This is a genomic window from Paenibacillus sp. FSL H3-0321 (assembly GCF_038002865.1).
GTDB lineage: Bacteria > Bacillota > Bacilli > Paenibacillales > Paenibacillaceae > Paenibacillus_AQ.
Genome location: NZ_JBBODH010000001.1, coordinates 5699029 through 5716623, shown reverse-complemented (window position 1 = coordinate 5716623; position 17595 = coordinate 5699029). Strand labels below are relative to the sequence as shown.

At 51.6% G+C, this 17595-nt stretch carries 17 protein-coding genes; 2 read left to right on the top strand and 15 right to left on the bottom strand.

Annotated elements, in window-relative coordinates; translation table 11 throughout:
• Window positions 1–47 precede the first annotated feature (47 nt).
• The 7 genes from MHI45_RS25570 to MHI45_RS25540 form a co-directional block, all read right to left on the bottom strand.
• Window positions 48–917, bottom strand: a complete 870-nt coding sequence (locus MHI45_RS25570) for a hypothetical protein (RefSeq protein ID WP_341119633.1) — start codon at window positions 915–917, stop codon at window positions 48–50.
• Window positions 918–928: 11 nt separating this feature from the next.
• The gene (locus tag MHI45_RS25565; protein WP_341119632.1) at window positions 929–1978 is read right to left on the bottom strand and encodes a hypothetical protein; all 1050 of its coding nucleotides are present in this window, start codon (window positions 1976–1978) and stop codon (window positions 929–931) included.
• A 13-nt stretch (window positions 1979–1991) separates the two neighbouring features.
• On the bottom strand, window positions 1992–3575 hold the full coding sequence (locus tag MHI45_RS25560; RefSeq protein WP_341119631.1) for an ATPase, T2SS/T4P/T4SS family: 1584 nt from the start codon (window positions 3573–3575) through the stop codon (window positions 1992–1994).
• Complete coding sequence (locus tag MHI45_RS25555; RefSeq protein ID WP_341119629.1) at window positions 3572–4636, bottom strand: hypothetical protein; 1065 nt, start codon at window positions 4634–4636, stop codon at window positions 3572–3574. Before MHI45_RS25555 ends, MHI45_RS25560 begins: the two co-directional genes overlap by 4 nt.
• A gap of 17 nt (window positions 4637–4653) precedes the next feature.
• Window positions 4654–5445 (bottom strand): hypothetical protein, encoded by a 792-nt coding sequence (locus tag MHI45_RS25550; protein ID WP_341119628.1) that lies wholly within the window; start codon window positions 5443–5445, stop codon window positions 4654–4656.
• 299 nt (window positions 5446–5744) lie between these two features.
• Window positions 5745–6641 carry a formyltetrahydrofolate deformylase gene (purU, locus tag MHI45_RS25545; RefSeq protein WP_341119627.1) on the bottom strand — a complete coding sequence of 299 codons (897 nt, stop codon included), beginning with the start codon at window positions 6639–6641 and terminating at the stop codon, window positions 5745–5747.
• 47 nt (window positions 6642–6688) lie between these two features.
• Window positions 6689–7816 carry a deoxyribonuclease IV gene (locus tag MHI45_RS25540; RefSeq protein WP_341119626.1) on the bottom strand — a complete coding sequence of 376 codons (1128 nt, stop codon included), beginning with the start codon at window positions 7814–7816 and terminating at the stop codon, window positions 6689–6691.
• 170 nt (window positions 7817–7986) lie between these two features.
• Between MHI45_RS25540 and MHI45_RS25535 the strand changes: the two genes are divergently transcribed.
• Window positions 7987–8451 carry a DUF2621 domain-containing protein gene (locus tag MHI45_RS25535; protein WP_038598797.1) on the top strand — a complete coding sequence of 155 codons (465 nt, stop codon included), beginning with the start codon at window positions 7987–7989 and terminating at the stop codon, window positions 8449–8451.
• Window positions 8452–8523: 72 nt separating this feature from the next.
• Window positions 8524–9426 carry a TIGR01777 family oxidoreductase gene (locus MHI45_RS25530; protein ID WP_341119625.1) on the top strand — a complete coding sequence of 301 codons (903 nt, stop codon included), beginning with the start codon at window positions 8524–8526 and terminating at the stop codon, window positions 9424–9426.
• A gap of 34 nt (window positions 9427–9460) precedes the next feature.
• On the opposite strand, the gene MHI45_RS25525 is transcribed toward MHI45_RS25530, so the two are convergent.
• The 8 genes from MHI45_RS25525 to MHI45_RS25490 are packed head-to-tail and all read right to left on the bottom strand — an operon-like array spanning window position 9461 to window position 17553.
• On the bottom strand, window positions 9461–11128 hold the full coding sequence (locus MHI45_RS25525; RefSeq protein WP_341119624.1) for a DUF6382 domain-containing protein: 1668 nt from the start codon (window positions 11126–11128) through the stop codon (window positions 9461–9463).
• A gap of 17 nt (window positions 11129–11145) precedes the next feature.
• Window positions 11146–11658, bottom strand: coding sequence for an A24 family peptidase (locus MHI45_RS25520; protein ID WP_341119623.1), 513 nt, complete (start codon window positions 11656–11658; stop codon window positions 11146–11148).
• A 25-nt stretch (window positions 11659–11683) separates the two neighbouring features.
• A complete protein-coding gene (locus MHI45_RS25515) occupies window positions 11684–12742 on the bottom strand; it encodes a TadE/TadG family type IV pilus assembly protein (RefSeq protein WP_341119622.1) in 1059 nt (352 codons plus the stop codon).
• Window positions 12743–12756: 14 nt separating this feature from the next.
• Entirely contained in the window at window positions 12757–15012 is a 2256-nt protein-coding gene (locus MHI45_RS25510) for a hypothetical protein (RefSeq protein WP_341119621.1), read from the bottom strand.
• A gap of 50 nt (window positions 15013–15062) precedes the next feature.
• Window positions 15063–15725, bottom strand: a complete 663-nt coding sequence (locus tag MHI45_RS25505; RefSeq protein ID WP_341119620.1) for a TadE/TadG family type IV pilus assembly protein — start codon at window positions 15723–15725, stop codon at window positions 15063–15065.
• Window positions 15722–15913 (bottom strand): Flp1 family type IVb pilin, encoded by a 192-nt coding sequence (locus MHI45_RS25500; protein WP_038587051.1) that lies wholly within the window; start codon window positions 15911–15913, stop codon window positions 15722–15724. Before MHI45_RS25500 ends, MHI45_RS25505 begins: the two co-directional genes overlap by 4 nt.
• Window positions 15914–15926: 13 nt before the next feature.
• Window positions 15927–16799 (bottom strand): type II secretion system F family protein, encoded by an 873-nt coding sequence (locus MHI45_RS25495; protein ID WP_341119619.1) that lies wholly within the window; start codon window positions 16797–16799, stop codon window positions 15927–15929.
• 13 nt (window positions 16800–16812) lie between these two features.
• The gene (locus tag MHI45_RS25490; RefSeq protein ID WP_052092462.1) at window positions 16813–17553 is read right to left on the bottom strand and encodes a type II secretion system F family protein; all 741 of its coding nucleotides are present in this window, start codon (window positions 17551–17553) and stop codon (window positions 16813–16815) included.
• Window positions 17554–17595: the final 42 nt, after the last annotated feature.

Genomic DNA, 17595 nt, shown 5'->3' with positions numbered 1-17595 from the left:
CCTTTTAATTGTATATTTTATAGTGATGCTTGAATATAACAAAAACCTCACTGAAACATCCCCACACCGTTAAAATTGCCCTTAATCAGCATGATGTACTGCATGGCCAGCGAGACGATCATCAGGAAAGTGGCAAGCGACGGGATCACGTTGATAATGGTGGAAACGTCGCCGATAAACGACCATTTTTTGAGATATTGATCGCTGGAGATTTTAGTGATGATCTTGCCTTGTTCCCGCAAATAGTTCGCCGCTTCCGTGTCATCATCCATCCCCTCCGTGGCCAGCAGGATTGAGCGGATATCGTTGATAAAAGCATGACCGTCTGGGAATTTACCGCAGAACCATTCGATTGCCCGCTCGTTCCCTTCATCGACTGCCCGTTCGGACAGCTCATATAAATCCTGACGGATGTATTGGAAATGGCTGGCCGTTCCTGCACAGAAGGCACCAAACTGCATGTACCCCCGCTTGCGCAGCCGGTTGTTCTCGTAGAGGCGGATGAAGGAGATCAGTTCACCGTCTTTTTGAATCAGTGCTTTCTGATGCAGCCAAGCGAGCAGCCAGCCGAAAGGCAGATAACGCAGCGGACTGGTGATGAGCAGAATCAGTAAAGCAATCAGCAAATCATAGATGGAAAAGGGAACTGCGCGGATGAAATCACCCGTCACCTGAACCGCTAAATAAATCAATGCCGCCGAATAACGAAACAGTGTGATTTTGCTTGCAGATATCGAGAGGCCGCTACCATGCAGTAATTGCTGCAGCCGCTCATTTTGCACACGTTCCCCCAGCGCCTTCCACTTCACACCTAACCGGTGAACATATCGTTCCTGCCTGCTGCTGCTGCTCACAAAGACCAACAGCGAGAGATATACAACACCAAATATTGAGATTAATAGCAATAATCTATCCATAGTTCATCACCTTAGTGGTAGTCCAGTTTGGGTCTGGCGAGAATGGTACTAATGATGAAAGAAATAAAAAGTCCAGAGATAATGATTGTCAGAAAAATAATGCCGACTGAAGTTTCAAACTGCAGCTTAAAATAAACATCAGGCTTCAGCATGTAAATAAAAGTTCCGACAGAGGATACGAGCACTATCAGGTTGCCGTACAGCCCCAGGCTGATTGCATCCCTGCTCCCGGCTTTTACCGTCAGAATCGTCTCCCGCTGCTGCTCCATGGACCGATTCAGCATCATGAGCGAGCTTTTTAAATAACGGGTGCCTTCCTTCTCGCAATACAGCAGGTCCGACAAGAATTCTACAGCGAAGGTTGTCCCGATCGCCCCGGAGAATCTGGCCGCTTCCTCATTCAGCTCACTTTCATTACTGTAATTAGCGAACGCCGCGCCCAGTAACCGTAGGGGGGTCTTCAGCACATTATCTTCAGTCAGGAAATCAGATGTTCTGGACAAAATAGCATCTACCGATAAATGCGTGAATTTGGTAGCAATTTTGATAACATCGAGCAAATCGTAGCTTCCGCGCACTTTTCTCTGGGCATAGGTGTATCTCATCCGCAAATAGGGAACGCTCGCTGAGATTGCTGCCACAAATAACGGAAGGCGCCAAGCACCTTTAACCGGCAGCCGTTCATTGAAGCTGATCCCCTCCAAAAAAGGATTGCTGAAGCTCATCTGTCCCGGCAGCTCTTTTAACGTCAACAAACAGGACAAGAAAACCGCTGTGAACAGAAAGACCGTCCGCATGGAGAAACGCATGACACTGAGGCCAGGCTCATATTTCCGGTGTGAGAAATACAGCAGATCATCCAGATGCCGGTACAGCCACATTCTTTTTTTGATCCCGCTGACCTTTTTGCCGAAAAGACTGACCCTCAGGTTCATCCGATAGTCTATTTTTTGTCCGAACTCCCGCAAGTGCCGATCCACAAGCGGCTTCACCAATAGCCAGATGCCCCAGACAACCAGCACATGAAGAGCAAAGCGGATTATATAAAAGATTAGTTCCACACTCTCCGCCCCCTCATTCGTTTAACACAATCCTCGATTTCAGGCTTTCCTTCAGCGGCCCTTCCATCGGTTTCATGGCGGCCAGATGCCCCAGCTCATGGAGAAGCAGACGTGTTGCCTGCGGATTTTTCTTTTTCATCTTGGTCATCAGGGCTGTTGTCAGCTTGTCATTATAGCTCCAGGCGGATTTCTCATCCTCCCAGCGCATCAGATCATTGGCAAACACCGAATTGCTGCCTTCCTCATAAAAAACCTCGGAAATCCGGGCCAGCCGCTTTTTTCCGTCCGGAACGCTTTCCAGAATAAACACCAGCTCACAGGACTTCAGCGCGGAGATCAGATGTCCCTTCAGACTGCCTCCGATCCGTGTGGACACGGCAAAAGCGCCCTGGTAAGGAATATCCTCCGAATCCACCGTATGAAAGGTTCCCGTGATGCCGTCATAGCCCTTTTCTCCGCTCCACAGGTAAAACTCCCATTCGTTATAGCGCATCTCCGTCATATAAAGGATATTGGGATCATGCCGCAGCGACTCTACCCCGACTTCCATCAGCTCTTCGTTGGCAGCCTGGATCGGAATGATCCGGTGACCTTTAATCTGATACGGCAAAATCGACTCCGGATGTTTCTCGATCATCACCACTCCCATGCAGGAGGTGGAACCGAGCAGCTGCTCCCCGACAATCGTGTTGGCAAAAGTGGTTTTGCCCGAACCCACTGCCCCGGCAATAATCGTGTTGCGGAACGTGGCCGCTAACGCCCGGATCAGTTCAATTGCTTCGGCAGGAATACATTCCGTACCGGCCTGATCCTCCAGATCCAGAAACTCCACAACCTGGCGGCGCAGCGAGATGGTCGTAAAGCCGTCCCACACCCTTGGCGACACCCAGATCGCGAGCCGGATGAACCGTCCGGGCCAGAGCGGATCATCCATTTTGAACTCTACCGAAGGATTGTCCTTGTTCAGCTTTTTGTTGGGATCACTTTTCAGCAGGGAGCGCTTCAGCTGCTCGACCCGGTCAAGCGAAGGCATTTCATACGGATAAGGCACAAATTTCCCGCGATGGTTATAAAAAATTTGCTTCCCGATCATCTGCAGCCCGGTAGATTCGCTGTAAGCCCGGTCCGTGAACCAGCGGTAGGCTGGCCCAAAGCCCTTCCATTCGTGAAAAAGCGCCTCTGCCGCGGTCCGGTATGCCTCCGGCAGCTTGCCGGTGAACGGTGTTTTGCGCAAGTATTTCTCGATCTCGTTCATAAAAAAGCTAACCGCCTGCGGATCACCGATCAGCGCCTTTCCATTCAGTTCAAAATAGCTGTCATCCTCCCGCTCCAGTCCGGCGTTCATATCGTTTTTCATCTTTTGCAGAAAAGCGTAAAAGTCCTCCTTGCCCGGCTTGCTGGTGCGAAGCAGACTCTGCTTCAGCGAGAAGGGCCGATGGGAGTCCAGATAACTGTGCCGGTTATTCGGCTCAAGACCGGACGGACTATTGTCCCCCGCATACGGACGAGGGTACAGGTTACCTTGCAGCTTCCTGTGATCTTGCTTCTGGCCCGGCTTCTGTTCTGCTTGCCACATCTCTTCCCGGTATTCGATCATTGAAAAATCCCTCTCTTTCGGGCTTCCTGCGCCAGTCCAAGACTAACCAACAGGGAGTGGACCTTGTCGTCTACCTGCTGAAGCTCCTTTTTGCCAAGCGGCAGTGATTCCAGAAAAGGCTGATAATACGGCAGCTCAAGCAAAATCTCACTGCCGAACCGCAACGCCAGATTCTTAGGCGAGGTCAGCTCTTCGACATTGCTGCGGTTTATAATCCACTGGAAGTCCTGCGGATAGAGGTCCATGTGTCCGGCCAGTTCCATCAGGGGCTGAAGACGATATTCGTGTTTGGGATGGGTTACGATCATCCGGAGCACTGATTTCTGCATTCCTATGTACCACGCGGCACTTTCAGGAATGGAGCCAAAATCGGCAACGACCAGGTCAGCGTTCGCCTTAGCTTCCGCGAGCAAATATTCGATCTCCTCCTCCTGATAATCCTGTGCGCTTAAGTAATCGAAGTTGCCCGGTAAATAGCTATATCCATCCTGCTTAACCAATCCTGCGAAATCCTCGGGGTGGAGCATCTTGCCGGTAATACGCGGCCGCAGCCTGTCCAGACTTACGGACGTTTTGGGATCATAGCCTGGATCATACAAATCCAAACCGAGCAAAATCACACGCAGTCCTGCTGCCGCAATCCTCCTGGCGAATAGCTTGGCCACACTTGTACAGCCAATGCCCGGACCAGATCCGAAAAATCCGACCAGACTTCCGCGCTCCTCGTGTTCCTCCTCCAGAATGTACCGCAGCTTCTCCACCACCGCCGATGATGTTGAGCGGGGCGGAATGAAGAATATGCCAAGACTTTCACACAACATATGTATAGACTGATAGCCGCGGACTCCCTTTTGCAGATACATATATAAAATAGTTGAACCCGGGTATCCTTGGCGAAGTCCGCTTAAGGCTGTAACAGGTACCTGCTCGCTTGTTACCATCAGCATGTGTCCTTCGGCATGTTGGACTTCGGGCAATACACTTTGTGTGATGACCGTGAACCCGGCAAGCTTGATTTCGTTAATGGTTAGCTGATCCATACCGAGACTGAAAATTTTCAAGACTTCCTTCCTCCTTTCTACTCAACTCGTACAATCCATAGCTTCTTGCCTTGCTCCAAATATTGTCCCAGCAGCTCACCGTCGCTTTTCTTCAGCTTCAGTTCCGGTGCCGCAACCTTGCCCGTGGAAGTAAAGCGGTTGTTATTGTTGCCGTTCTCTGTATCCAGCACATCATTGTTATCCTCTGTACGGACATAGTTTACAGTGACACCGCTGAGGAATACCTGACGGGCAGGCTCAGCCGGCTGGGCGGCCTCATTTGCTGAGCTGCTTGCCGATGAATCATGCATGACTCCTGTAGAGTACGCCGGACCTCCGGATGCATTGGGAGCAGTAGGAGTGGCGGTTTCGGATTTATCCGGCGGATCTCCTTCCACCAGATAGATATCCACCTTGTCTCTGCTGCGGAGCGATCCGTTGATTGCAAAGATGGCTTCCTTCGGAATAGGGAAAATCCCCTCATCCTGCTGCGGCTCCAAATCACTGACATCGACCAGCGATTCCGTCAGGATACTGCCGTCCATCAAATTCACATTAGTTATCTTGTGTTCCACCTGGCTGACTTCCGTAATGACCCCTGAGGGAATATCCTTGGTCTGGACAGAATCCAGGTAGAGATCTCCCACTTTCAGCTCATAATTTTTAGGTAAAAAACCACCCTCAGCCACCTTCACCTTAACTACTGTCCGTGACAGCACATACGGCTTGAAATAGAGATCATAGCCAAGCAGACCGCCGAAGCCAATGATCAGTATAAGAAAGGCGAAGAAATAATTTCGTTTTAACAGATGTCCCCGCTGTGATCCCAAGCGATTTACCTCCTTTGAAATACGGTCATTTGCGCATGACAAAATGCACTTTGGCATACGTAGCCAAAATGCTGGTAAAATGCTTTTTTACCTGATTGAGAATAAGAAGATTATTAGATTATACATATGAGGTAGCAAATCTTGAGGCAACTGCGGGATAAAGTATCCCGGCTGGAGAAAGGATTCCGGTAAAAGCCAGGCCAATACTGCCGTCAATGACACTAGCGATACAGTTGGTATTCCCATTGGGACAGAATTGGCAGCGATATTACACGCTGGCTTTCACCGGATGAATTCAATTAATTAAATACTACTGTCTTATTGTGATGAACAAGGATTCTATCCTCAATATGCCATTTGACCGCACGGGCCAGAACAACCCGCTCAATGGTGCGTCCAATACGTTTCAGTTCATTTACATCATCGCTATGGCTAACCCGCTGCACATCCTGCTCGATAATCGGACCTCCGTCAAGCTCTTCGGTCACATAGTGGGCAGTAGCGCCGATGATCTTCACCCCGCGCTGATAGGCCTGGGCATAGGGTTTGCCACCCACAAATGCCGGCAGGAAGGAATGGTGGATATTGATGATCCGGTGCCGGTAATGCTCAATAAATGAAGGAGAGATAATCTGCATGTAGCGGGCCAGAATGATGACATCAATATCATCACCGATGACTTCCAGCTGGCGTTTCTCTGCTTGCATCTTGGTATCCGCCGTAACCGGGATATGATGGAACGGAATACCGAAAGACTCAACGTACGACTGCATGTCGGTATGGTTGCTGACAACAAGCGCAATATCGGCATCCAGATCGCCTGCCTGCCACTGCCAGAGCAGCTCTACCAGACAATGATCTTCTTTGGAGACGAAAATCGCCAGTTTCTTCTTATGGCTTACATTGAAAATTTGCCAGTCCATCTTGAACCGCTCGGCGACCCCTCCGAAGATGGACCGTACCTCTTCCAGACGTTCTTCCAGCTTTGGCAAGTCAAACTCCACTCTCATAAAGAACATTCCGCCATCCGGATCCATTGTATATTGATCGGATTGCACGATATTAGCTCCGTGCTGGTATAGAAAATGCGATACAGCCGCAACAATCCCCGGTCCGTCGGGACAAGAAATGAGCATGCGCGCCCGATTCGGGTATTGTTCGCCTGATGAATGATCTCTTTTCACATGTAATTCCATAATCCCCTGTCCATCCTCTCATCTACTTGCGCAATCTGTAGTTTAGCTTAAGCGTTCACGAGAACTTGTCTGCCGGCCAGCCAGGCGATCAAACGCTGATTGATGGCTTCCTCGCTAAGCTGCGGGAACAATCCGGCAGAAGCGATATTATCATATAAACGTTCCAGCGGTTCACGCGGATCAGCCTTTTTGGCTTTGGCATCATTCTTCAGCAGTTCCCACACATCAAGCACATACTTGCGGGAATCCAGCTCCTGCTTGGCAAAGAAAGCATGCAGCTCTTCTACCTCCTGCAGGAATTCTGCTCCGAACCGTTCAGCCACATTGCCGCGAAGCAGAGCAATCTCCACTTCGTACATCGGGCGAAGTGTCTTGGCGTCCTTCCCGATCCAAGGGGTCTCCAGAATGAACGGCAAACCTGCCAGAGCTTCATGGTGAACCACATTGTTTATCGTTTCGAAGCCAATCCAGCCAGACCCAATCGGGGTATGGCGGTCTTTTCCCGCTCCGCGCGGATTTTTACTGTCGTTAATGTGGACTACGCCAAGCCGTTTCAGGCCAATCACCTCATCGAACTTCCGCAGTACACCATCAAGATCGCCAACGATATCGTATCCGGCATCATGAATGTGACAGGTATCCAGACAAATGGACAGCCGCTCATTATGTACGACCTTGTCAATGATCGAGGCAATTTCCTCGAAGCTGCGGCCGATCTCTGTTCCTTTGCCGGCCATCGTCTCAAGAGCAATGTGTACTTCTGTCTCGTTCGTACCGCCAAGCACCTCGTTCAGACCCTCGGCAATACGCTGAATTCCGTACTCGGCATCCTTGTCGGTATACGCTCCGGGATGTAATACAATGTGCTTGACCTCAAGTGCATGGGTACGGCGGATTTCTTCCTGCAGGAAATCAACCGCCAATTGGTAGGTGTTTTCCTTGTAGGAGCCCAAATTGATAATATATGGAGCGTGAACGACGATTTCCTCGACTCCGTTAGTCTGCATAGCGAGCTTCCCTTCAGCAGGGTACATCGCTTCGATCGGCTTACGGCGTGTATTCTGCGGAGCTCCCGTATATATCATAAACGAGCTTGAACCGTACTCATTTGCTTCATTGGCCGCGCTCAGGAGACCCTTGTCCGCGCAGGACACATGTGAACCTATTTTCAGCATGCCTTTTCCCTCTTTCCTTCACGAATTAACCCTTATTCTACCGTGATCGGGAAAATAAATCTAGGCAAGCTCCCGCGGACGTCTTTCGCTTCGCAAAACTGTGGAAATACGCTATACTTTAGTAGAGATTAAGGATTGTGACAATCATCATTGTCAAAGGCGGTGTATACATGTCTTTTAAATCAGACTTGAGCTTATTATCCGCAATACCAAGCAATTGGTTTATGAACTCCATCGCATTCTGGACTTTTCTGCTGCTGGGCTGCATGTGCATCGGCGGCTATTTCATGTTCCGCAAGTTTTTGAAGGTGCTGCCCAAAGCCGACGGCAAGTCCAAGCTGGACTGGCAGAATTACTGGGTGGAGCGCAGCCGTCCGCTATGGAGCGACGAGACGAAGGCTTTCCTGGATCAGCTTGTGCAGCCGGTGCCCGGACCTTTCCGCGATATTGCCAAACATTCCATTGCTGCAGAGATCGGTAAAATCGCGGTAGAGAGCAATGCTCCGGCAGTCACCCGCGAGCACTGCATCAAAGGCTACATTGTCGCCACCCCGCGGCGTGATAACCGGTTTCTTATCACCTTCCTTGAAAAGAACGGCATCGACTACTCACCTTACCGGCATTTAATCAAGTAACAATCCGCCTATCTCCTGCTGTAGATATACCACTAACGTCTCTTCAGGACGTCCTGAAACGGAGATTGCCATATGAAATACGTAATTTGCGGCGGCAGCGGCTTTATCGGAAGAGTGCTTACAGAATACTGGCTGCAGGCCGGACATCAAATCATCATTGTCGGACGCAAGCTGCCCAAAACCCAAATGATACATCCGGGACTCAGTTACCTTACCTGGGACAGCCTTTCAAAGAATCCGGGTTCTGCTGAAGGTGCAGATGCACTAGTCAATCTGGCCGGAGCTTCGCTCAGCCAGCGCTGGAGTCCAAGCGGAAAGAAAGTTATTATGGAGTCCCGTCTTGAAACCGTTGCCGCAGCCGCCAAGCTGCTGAATTCGCTGCAGCATAAGCCCCCGGTAGTGATCCAGTCTTCCGCTGTTGCCATTTACGGAACATCGCTGGCCGATACTTTTGACGAAGCCTCACCGGCCCATGTAATGGACTTTCCGTCTGAGGTTGTCAAGACCTGGGAAGCAGCAGCGGATGAAGCTTATACAGGGGTTAGACTGGTGAAACTGCGGACCGGGGTTGTGCTCGGCAACGAGAGCGGAGCATTTCCCAAAATGAAGCTGCCCTATGCTCTGGGCTTCGGGGGCAGAATGGGCAGCGGTAAGCAGTGGCTGTCCTGGATTCACCTTGCCGATATGTCCCGGCTGATCGATTTCTGCATCCAGACTCCCGGAATAGAAGGCCCTGTCAACGCGACTGCCCCGAATCCCGTTACAAATGAGGCTTTCGGCAAAATGATCGGCAAAGTATATCATCGTCCGCATTGGTTCCCGCTTCCCGCGTTTCTATTAAAAGCAGCTGTAGGTGAACTGTCGGAAATTTTGCTGGAAGGCCAGCGCGTGCTCCCTGCCAAAGCCATTCAGCATGGTTTCACGTTTACTTATCCGACCTTGCAGCCGGCTCTGGAACAGTTGAGATCAGAATAGATTATAGATCTGCTATCGGCCCGTTTCTCCAAGGTTAGAGCGAATGAAACGTATAAGACCCTTTTACAATGGTAAAAACAGATCCTTCGTTCAGCGGGTACTCCTTATAAGGAATCATGGCTTCTCCCTGATAAAGGGTGCCGTTCCTGGAGTCCAGATCCTTCAGGATGTACCCCTCAGCACTCTTGGAGATTTCAGCATGCACTCTCGATGCGCCTTCTGATTTCTCTACATACTGGGCTACCTCCGGCGAACGGCCGATAATGAAGCTGGCGCGGTTCAGTTCAATGATTTCTGCCGGTCCGCTTTCATCCTCACCGCATCTTTCCAGATAAGGAGAAGCAGATAGCGGCTTTACCTCCGGCCTCATCTCTGAATGATTTTCCCGGGAGAGTAGTGCCGTCGCGGCTACAGCCACCGGCGGCTTAATCCTGCTACGCTCCTCCATCTCCACTTCAGTTCTTTGTATGCCCGCAGGAACACCAGCATTTGCAGCTGTAAACAGCTGCGGACTAGCTCTGACAGGAGCTTCAGTACGGACTGGAGTTACCGGATTTCTGCCAAAATCCCATTCCAGTTCCCGCTTGGACCTCCAGCTTTTGTCCGCAGCATCTTCTTCGCCCTCTTCCTCCTCCTCTGGTTTGCTCCCTCCGAGCACAAGCCTTTCACTCCAGACCAACCAGCAAAATCCACCCAATACTAACGTTGCTATTGCGCAAACTGCCAACCATAACGGCTTGGGACTATTTAAATAGAGGAACTTCCATAACAACGCGTCGGCCAAAACACCGCCGAGTACAACATAGGTTCTGTTAGCAGAGGACTGGGAAGAAAGACGATGCTCACTGCCCGCTTTATCCGGCTTTGTCTCCTCCTCCTCGTCCTTCCGCTTAAGTTTTGGCAAGTCATTGTTCCATGGAGGCTCATACTGCTGGGTATTGTCTGCAGGTTGTGCATTCTCGGTTACCCCATATACCGAACGCCTTGGCAGAGCGGACAGTTTACCTGCTTCACGTGCACTTGCCTTCTCCTGAATATGTCTCTCTGCACCCGGCGGCACTGCTGCCTGAGATATTTGGATTTCTGGCGGCAGCTCTGTATTATTCAAAGGTCTAATGACAGGTTCCGCAGCGGTCAGCAGCTCCGAGAGCAAATCCCTTAAGCCTGCCGGAGTAAAATCCTCTCCTCCACAATATTGCAGCAGTCTCTGCACACCGCTTCCGGCAAGCTCTGTTACCGAAGCCATCATCACCATAATCAAAGACCTCAGACATTCTCCCGGCTTCGTGGTTGCTGCAAGCTGCTGCAAAGGAATGCAGGTCAAGTAGACTCTTCCTCCGTTCAGCGGACCTTCTACAAAAATGTAATCCTCATGCAGCGCATATTGCTCCGCCCGCAGCATGTACAGCCGGCCTTCCTCCATTCCCTGGGCAATTTGCAGCAGCAGCCCGAAGAAATCGTTCATGCTGAGCCTGTCGCTTTTCAGCAAATGACTGAGCATTTTGCGGCGGGACAGGGAATATTCCAAGGTCACCTGCAAATCAATTTCTCTGAGCAGTAGCCGCAGGTGATACGGAATGCCGCTGTTCATCAGCATCCGGGCCTGAACCATATTAAGCTCGCCCGCAGACAATCCATCCGGCTTGCCGAGCAGCATAGAGATACCGTCCTGCTGCACAAAATCGCGGCTCAATCCGAACATCAAGCTTCACCTCCAATCTATAAGTAGAGATATGTACAAATGAACCCCGGAACTACAGCCAGCATAAAGGGAAACCTGAGCATTTCCTTGCCGTTCCCAGCCTTTAATATTTTCGGATTACGCAGCAGCAGAAATCCGGCAGTCCTGCTGACAATACCGCGAATCCGCCTTCCTGCCTCCCGTCTGCACAAGACAATCATCCAGCCGATTACAGCACCGAATAGGATAGAATACATCATGACCTGCAGCATGAACAGCACACCCGTCCATGCACCTATTCCTGCAAAAAGCTTAACGTCTCCAGCGCCGACAGCGCCCATAACATACAGGATCAGCAGCAATGTAAATCCAACCCCCGCACCGCAGGCAGCGAACAGCAATCCGTGCCAGCCGTTCATTATGCCTTGCACAAGGAGGCCTGTCGTCAGTGCAGAGACTGAAATCCAGTTCGGTATTCTCATCCACCGGATATCGGTTATTAACGCCGCCGTTAGAAACGGCAGACAACCCCAAAATGCCCATTCCGTCATACATAACATCCTTCTTCCGCCATGTTCATTTCACAACCGTAAATGCCGCCTCTAGGAATGTACCGTCATCCAGACGGACTACAAAAGGCCAGGAACCCGGTGTTGTATTCACGCCGATTTTCCATTCCCATTCGATATACCCGCCTTCATCAGCTTGCTTCCAGCCCAGATATTTGGCCGTACTCTGGCCGCTTTTATAAAATATCGACAAGTTTGCCGAAGCATTTGGCGGAACTTTAACCCGGATCTTGCCCTGATGATTTGCCACCCCCGGATTCGGCTTCGCCAGGACTACAATGGAATGCTGCTCTTCTCCGGCACCGCCGTCTCCCTCTGTCCCTGTTTCTCCGGTATCGCCAATCCACAGCCGCTCCACCGCACTTGCCTCCAATACAATGCTCCGGTTCAGAAAGGGGACCTTCATCGGCAGCTCGTAGCTGACGACCAGACCAAAATAAGGACGTGCGCCTCTCTTCAGCTCCGGAATAATGGCATTGGAGACATGAATCCGTTCATAATCCAGCCAGTCAGATGAGAGATAAGGCTTCATTATTGGCTTCAGCGCAAGATCCAGCACCGACTGCGACGCCTCAGCCTGAAGCTCCTGAAGCGGGCCTTCACCCCGCTGTATCGCAGCGTTGACCCACTCGTTCAAGGGTTCAGGAAGGTCTGCGGCGAAGCTTTCACCCCATTGCTCAAGCGACAGGCGCGGGATACTCCAAGTCCCGGATGATAACGGGGATGTGCCTCCTGCTACGCCAGCATTGATTGGCGCAGCTGTGTCAGCTTCCCTTCCTATGCTTCCACCAGTGCTTCCTGCTGCAGCCGGCTGACCTGCTGTTCCGCTATCTGCTCCTTGTTCTTCCCCCCACTTCTGCGCAGCCAGTGCCGCCGGATACATGTGGGCCGATATCACCTTGACCGTATCCGAAGCTGTGCTCTGCAAGGCTGTAGAGTACAAGGTCATCTGCACGATAAAAATCAGGAACAGGACAAACAGCAGAAACATGGGGAGAACCATAGCCGCCTCAACAACCATGCTGCCTTCATCCCGCTGTCTGGTTAGGCTCTGCCATTGCTTCATTCTGCAACCTCCCGCTAATATGAAAAATCAGCCTTTACCCCTCTGTAATACAATCTGCCCTGAACATCCCCGGGAAGACCGGCGCTGTAGTCCACCAGCTTCACTACGCCTGGCAAAAACCAAAGCGGCATCGCCATCTTAATCTCCGCCGAGGCATAGGTGAATTTCTCGGCCGGATTAATTCCGGTGTTCAGCCGGATCAAGGCGAGCATGCGGGAGAGCTGCACATCGCCCCCTCCATGCAGGAGCATGAACAACCGCAAATAATCACGGTAGGACAGCTTTGCAGGCATGTATTTGGACAACGGGATTTCCCCTGCCCTGCATAGCAGCAGCATATCCTGAACAGCCTGCTCGATTCCGTACAGCAGCGCTGCAGCTAGAATCGCCAGCGGATTGCCGAGACGCGAACTTTCAATAAAGCCCTCCATGGTGCGGATGGCCAGCCGCAGCGCAAAGATTTCACCGTACGCTGCCGCCACATTACCCGCTGGGTTATGGAAGCCGTAGAGAATATATTCAAGCTCCTGGGTATGGGGATCAAGCTGGTCCGCAAGCGGCGCTGCGGCGGCACCTGCGGAGCCGGAAGCTACCGGAGTCAACTTTGAAAGATCGAAATGCGGAAAATACATTGCAGAATATTCTGTTCGGAACAGCCGGTCTCTGGCACCCTCCATAATGCTGCCCATTGCGGCATAAATATCGTCTGTCTTTGCCATCGAAGAACTTCCAGCTGCATAAGGATCCGATGTGTTCTGCGCATTCGAGGCTTCCTGGTCCGATCCACTGTTCAGCTGAATGTTGTCCTGAAAATATTGGCTCAGCGTCTGATAACGTTCCCTCGCTGCTCCGGCGCTGTCGCCAAGCTGACGAATCTGATCCAACAGCTTCATCGCATCGTTCAGCTTGGCTTTTGCCTGCCGTTCGATTTGCTTGCGCTCTCTGTCCGAAGTTCGGTGGGCTTCAATCTTCCCGGCTTCAGCAGCAATGATATCTCCATGTTCACCATAGTGCTGGAGGTAACTGGTGACGGCCTGTAAAGCGTTCAAAACTGCCATATTCATGCTGCCAAAATCCGCATCCAGCCCCGTGGCTCCATTCAATGCGCCCGGCAATCCGGAAGCTGCCTGCTCCGCTGTCTGAGAGGCAGTTTCCTGAACATTTAAGTCATGCTCCATGGCGCTGATCTCTGCCGGTGCGAGAATAAGCGAATCCTCCTGCTCCCGCATTTTTTTTAGCGGCTCTGCGCTCAGTTCACCGGCACTTCCCGGTATTTCCCAATTCCGCGCACTATCTTCGGCACTCCCCGCCCCGTTAGTTCTGGACTGTTCAAGTATGTACCTCATCTCTTCATTCAGCTCCCTGACTCTTTGCAGCGCATACCCGGCATCAGCGATAAGCCGGGTATGCTCCGTACGAAAAAGAGTCAGTGCTGACGGAATCCTCGGAAGAAACTCCGTAGTTTGTCTTAAATACTCGCTGATCTGACTGCTGTATCTGGAATATTCATCCTCTTCACGGTAAAAATCCGCATAGTATTTGCCGACATAGTCGTCATACATCGCTGCAATGTCAGCCGCAGAAGTGATCTCCCCCAGAAAACGGTACTCAATATGGTCTCCCGGCGGATTCATAATCAGTTCTTGAAGGGATCTTACGCTTTCCGCAGCCTGCTTTCGCCGCTCCATCATAAGATCCAGTGCAGCCTCGCGTTCATCATACAAGGGCTGCAGCTTGCTGAATAATTTGGTTGAGCGTGAAGCCTCACCCATAGCCGCCGAGAGCGGCTTAAACTTTCCGGCCAGCTCCAGGGCAAAATCGACCGGTGCTTTATACTTCATCTCCTCAGCAATCTGCCTTTGAAAAACATCGTAGCTTCCAAGAGGGCGACTCCAATTCAAGACCGAAGAATCCAGTCCTAAGGGCAATAAATTAAAAGCATCTCCCCGCCCGCTCTCGTATAGATTGTCGTTCAGCACCCCGGACAGCAGCTGATTGCCGTCACTGCCGCCAAAGGCGAACAGGCCATAGCTCTCGCGCAGCTGAATATCATAAGAAGACATTACCGAACGGACTGCGGCTCTCGCCAAACGTTCCTGCTGCACATTAACGGCGGCAATCCGTGCATAATCTATCAGCACAGCGGTGAACAGGAACACGAAGGCCAGTATCATAATCAGGAAAATAGAAACCGATCCCTCTGTTCCTTTCTTTCGCCACGAATTGAACGCTTTTCTTGGACTGCAGGCAGTACCTTTTCTACTCCTCATCTGTGCCCCCTCCCTTAGCCTCTTTTGGGTTCTGAAGTTCACAAACCGGATTAGCGCAGCTTCTTCAGCATCTGGGACGCATCTTTCTTTTCCATGCTTGTTCCGGTATTGCCACTCTCCGTGCCTCCTTTGAACTTCGCACCATAATAACGCATCAGATCTACTGTTCGGATAAACTCAACAGGCTCAGAAACAACGGACTGGGCTTTCACTTGAGGGTTGGCCTCGTCCTCCAGCATCTCATCCAGCACAGGCAGATTCAGCATTTGCTTCAATTCCGCACTGATCTTCCGGCCGGTTAAACTGTAGGCATAATTCATCTGGCCACTCAAATTTGCCGGAACTATGCCGGAAGATTGCTGAAGCTTAATTACAGGCAAGGTGCCAGTACCCTCGGCAGCATTCGGCAGTGTAACAGAAGCCCCGCCGTTCCCGGCACTAAGCCCGAATAAAGAAGCTAGCAGTCCATCCTCGCCGATCCGCCAATACAGGGAGTCATACTCGCCAATAACAAATGATCCTTCCGTCTCTTTATGGCTATTGTCCCAATTGTAGGCCGCACGTTCAGTAGCAGCGGAAGCGACCTGCAGCAGCATCGACTTCTGGTAACTGTACAGGCAGAAGAATAGCAGCAGCATCGTAATACACATGATGATAGGCAGCAAAAGTGAAGCTTCGATAGTAAAGCTGCCTTCGTCATCCTCCAGCTTCATGATTCGAATACTTCCTGGCTCTTGCTTCCTGCAGTGCTGATCAAGTCTTCTACCACTTTGACAATCTCCTTGCGGAACACCAAAACTACAGCAATCAGTACAGCGATAATCAGGATCATCTCCAGCGTGCCCAGCCCTTCCTCGTCCTTCCACAAGTTCTTAGCGCCTTCTGTTATGAATGTCATCATTCGTCTCATCCTCCTACATTTTCATCATCATAAATGCCGGTGTGCCCACCAGAATGATTACAATTAAAAAGATAACCACCATCGGGAACACCAGCTTCGAAGAAGCCTGCTCCCCCCGCGTCCGGCTGATCGCCTTCCGCTTCTCCCAGAGCATCCGCGAAAGATCGCGCAGGGACAAGACAAAGTCGGCTCCGCCTCTGCGGTAATTCAGCAGCACCGTGGTTGTAAATAGCGATACCTCCTGTACCGCGCAGCGTTTGCTGAAATTCTCAAACGCCTGCTGAAAGGAGTAGCCGCTCTCCCACTCCCCAGTCATAATCGACAGCTCTTTATAGAGCGGATGGCTGTAATCTCCCTTCCGGCTCTCCACGCAGCGGATAATCGCCCGCTGCACATTCTCCCCGGCGCCGACCAGCAGGACAATACTGTTCAGCAGCTCGGGCAGCTCCAGCATAATATTCTGCTCCCGCAGCCTTACCTTCTTGTGCAGATCACTGACCAGTGCAACGGGCAGAATAACTGCCAGACCAGCCCCCAGGAGAATTCCCGCCTTCTCGCCGCTGAACAGTGTCAGCGCGCTTCCACCGATAAGCAGCAGCCAGCTGTAGCTGAACATTTCTCCCATAAAGAGCAGCGTCCGTTCTGCGCTGTAACGCATGCCGTAACTGCGCTGCAAGGATCGCTGAATACGGAACATCACCGAAGGAATATGACTGCCAATTCCCCACTGCTCAATCAGCAGCAGGAAGGGCTCGCCCAATCCGCGCAGCCGCAGTCCATCCATAGGCAGACCGCGAAGCCCGGCATAACGGCTGCCGCATTTCAGGCGGAGGAATATCCATCCCAGCCCTAACATCAGAACGACCGAACCGCACAGCCAAATCATTCTTTCACCTCCTTTACAGCGGGATATCCATAATTTTGGAGGTCCAGAGATAACACAGAAACAGCCCGCCCAGCGCCAGTGTGGAAATTGCAATTCCGGCACCTGTATACATTGGCTCCATATAATCTCCGGCGGTCAGGCTCATGAACAGCACCATGGCAAGCGGGGAGGCCAGCAGCGCCTTCGCCTCGAATTTCTTCTGGGCGATGCTGACGGCAATGTCCTGCTGGATATCCAGCTTCTCCCCGATGATTGTGGAGGTGCGGCGCACAATCTCCACAAGGTCGCCCCCTGTCCGCTTGCAGACAGAGAATACATCAGCGAACCGTTCCACATCCTCCATGCCTGCCCGTCTGCTGAAATCCTGCAGCGCTTCTTCCACAGGCTGGCCATACTCCATCCGGGCACATATAATATTCAGCTCAAAGATCATATCGCTGCCCCCTTCCGGGTCAAGCATCCGCAGATCCTGCACGGCCTCGCGAAACGCATTCTCTACGGAACGTCCGGCGGACAGCGAAGAAGAGAGCGAAAATAAGGTCTGCTTGAATTGCAGGTTAAGCGCAGACCGGCGGCGTTGCCGCAGGTAATCACGCAACAGCCGCGGTGCATAAGCTCCCCCCGGCACAAGCAGCAAAGACAGCAACAGGTTATGGTAGAACAGGTACCCGATGCCGAACAGCAGGAGCCCGCCTGCCAGCATAGCCAGCATTCTAGACAAAGGCGTCAATACATAGACGGTATAATCCGGCAGCTGCGGATTGCCCCCGGCCTCAGCCTCCGCAGACGTCCCTCC

Bases quoted from the DNA above. Each gene is read 5' to 3' on its own strand.
- MHI45_RS25560 (WP_341119631.1), bottom strand. From the start codon at position 3,575: ATGATCGAATACCGGGAAGAGATGTGGCAAGCAGAACAGAAGCCGGGC.
- MHI45_RS25495 (WP_341119619.1), bottom strand. From the start codon at position 16,799: ATGATTTGGCTGTGCGGTTCGGTCGTTCTGATGTTAGGGCTGGGATGG.
- purU (WP_341119627.1), bottom strand. From the start codon at position 6,641: ATGGAATTACATGTGAAAAGAGATCATTCATCAGGCGAACAATACCCG.
- MHI45_RS25510 (WP_341119621.1), bottom strand. From the start codon at position 15,012: ATGAGGAGTAGAAAAGGTACTGCCTGCAGTCCAAGAAAAGCGTTCAAT.
- MHI45_RS25515 (WP_341119622.1), bottom strand. From the start codon at position 12,742: ATGAAGCAATGGCAGAGCCTAACCAGACAGCGGGATGAAGGCAGCATG.
- MHI45_RS25570 (WP_341119633.1), bottom strand. From the start codon at position 917: ATGGATAGATTATTGCTATTAATCTCAATATTTGGTGTTGTATATCTC.
- MHI45_RS25500 (WP_038587051.1), bottom strand. From the start codon at position 15,913: ATGATGACATTCATAACAGAAGGCGCTAAGAACTTGTGGAAGGACGAG.
- MHI45_RS25520 (WP_341119623.1), bottom strand. From the start codon at position 11,658: ATGACGGAATGGGCATTTTGGGGTTGTCTGCCGTTTCTAACGGCGGCG.
- MHI45_RS25505 (WP_341119620.1), bottom strand. From the start codon at position 15,725: ATGAAGCTGGAGGATGACGAAGGCAGCTTTACTATCGAAGCTTCACTT.
- MHI45_RS25535 (WP_038598797.1), top strand. From the start codon at position 7,987: ATGTCTTTTAAATCAGACTTGAGCTTATTATCCGCAATACCAAGCAAT.
- MHI45_RS25540 (WP_341119626.1), bottom strand. From the start codon at position 7,816: ATGCTGAAAATAGGTTCACATGTGTCCTGCGCGGACAAGGGTCTCCTG.
- MHI45_RS25525 (WP_341119624.1), bottom strand. From the start codon at position 11,128: ATGTTCGGATTGAGCCGCGATTTTGTGCAGCAGGACGGTATCTCTATG.
- MHI45_RS25530 (WP_341119625.1), top strand. From the start codon at position 8,524: ATGAAATACGTAATTTGCGGCGGCAGCGGCTTTATCGGAAGAGTGCTT.